Consider the following 1,320-nt stretch of genomic DNA (forward strand, 5'->3'; position numbering starts at 1 on the left):
AGTACCAGCGTACGGCCCACAGAATGATGTCACGCTGAAAATGCCGGCCTTTGAATGGGTTCATGTGCAGCTCCATCAGCAAAAGGGGATGATAAGTTTATCACCACCGACTATTTGCAACAGTGCCAAGCGCGGTGTCCGGAATTTCAGGTTTGTGTCTCTACAAAGACTAACTATCAGAAAAACTCATCGAGCATCAAATGAAACTGCAATTTATTCATATCAGGATTATCAATACCATATTTTTGAAAAAGCCGTTTCTGTAATGAAGGAGAAAACTCACCGAGGCAGTTCCATAGGATGGCAAGATCCTGGTATCGGTCTGCGATTCCGACTCGTCCAACATCAATACAACCTATTAATTTCCCCTCGTCAAAAATAAGGTTATCAAGTGAGAAATCACCATGAGTGACGACTGAATCCGGTGAGAATGGCAAAAGCTTATGCATTTCTTTCCAGACTTGTTCAACAGGCCAGCCATTACGCTCGTCATCAAAATCACTAGCATCAACCAAACCGTTATTCATTCGTGATTGCGCCTGAGCGAGACGAAATACGCGATCGCTGTTAAAAGGACAATTACAAACAGGAATCGAATGCAACCGGCGCAGGAACACTGCCAGCGCATCAACAATATTTTCACCTGAATCAGGATATTCTTCTAATACCTGGAATGCTGTTTTCCCGGGGATCGCAGTGGTGAGTAACCATGCATCATCAGGAGTACGGATAAAATGCTTGATGGTCGGAAGAGGCATAAATGCCGTCAGCCAGTTTAGTCTGACCATCTCATCTGTAACATCATTGGCAACGCTACCTTTGCCATGTTTCAGAAACAACTCTGGCGCATTGGGCTTCCCATACAATCGATAGATTGTCGCACCTGATTGCCCGACATTATCGCGAGCCCATCTATACCCATATAAATCAGCATCCAGGTTGGAATTTAATCGCGGCCTCGAGCAAGACGTTTCCCGTTGAATATGGCTCATAACACCCCTTGTATTACTGTTTATGTAAGCAGACAGTTTTATTGTTCATGATGATATATTTTTATCGGCACTGTTGCAAATAGTCGGTGGTGATAAACTTATCATCCCCTTTTGCTGATGGAGCTGCACATGAACCCATTCAAAGGCCGGCATTTTCAGCGTGACATCATTCTGTGGGCCGTACGCTGGTACTGCAAATACGGCACTGTTGCAAAGTTAGCGATGAGGCAGCCTTTTGTCTTATTCAAAGGCCTTACATTTCAAAAACTCTGCTTACCAGGCGCATTTCGCCCAGGGGATCACCATAATAAAATGCTGAGGCCTGGCC

At 44.8% G+C, this 1,320-nt stretch carries 1 protein-coding gene and 1 pseudogene; one reads left to right on the forward strand and one right to left on the reverse strand.

Annotated elements, in window-relative coordinates:
* Positions 1 to 176 precede the first annotated feature (176 nt).
* On the reverse strand, positions 177 to 992 hold the full coding sequence (locus tag FTV08_RS16035; protein ID WP_000018326.1) for an aminoglycoside O-phosphotransferase APH(3')-Ia: 816 nt from the start codon (positions 990 to 992) through the stop codon (positions 177 to 179).
* A 129-nt stretch (positions 993 to 1,121) separates the two neighbouring features.
* Between FTV08_RS16035 and FTV08_RS16340 the strand changes: the two are divergent.
* A pseudogene (locus tag FTV08_RS16340) lies at positions 1,122 to 1,320 on the forward strand (hypothetical protein); the annotation flags it as partial.

Origin of the sequence: Acinetobacter sp. YH12226, from assembly GCF_013417805.1 — a bacterium.
Classification (GTDB): domain Bacteria; phylum Pseudomonadota; class Gammaproteobacteria; order Pseudomonadales; family Moraxellaceae; genus Acinetobacter.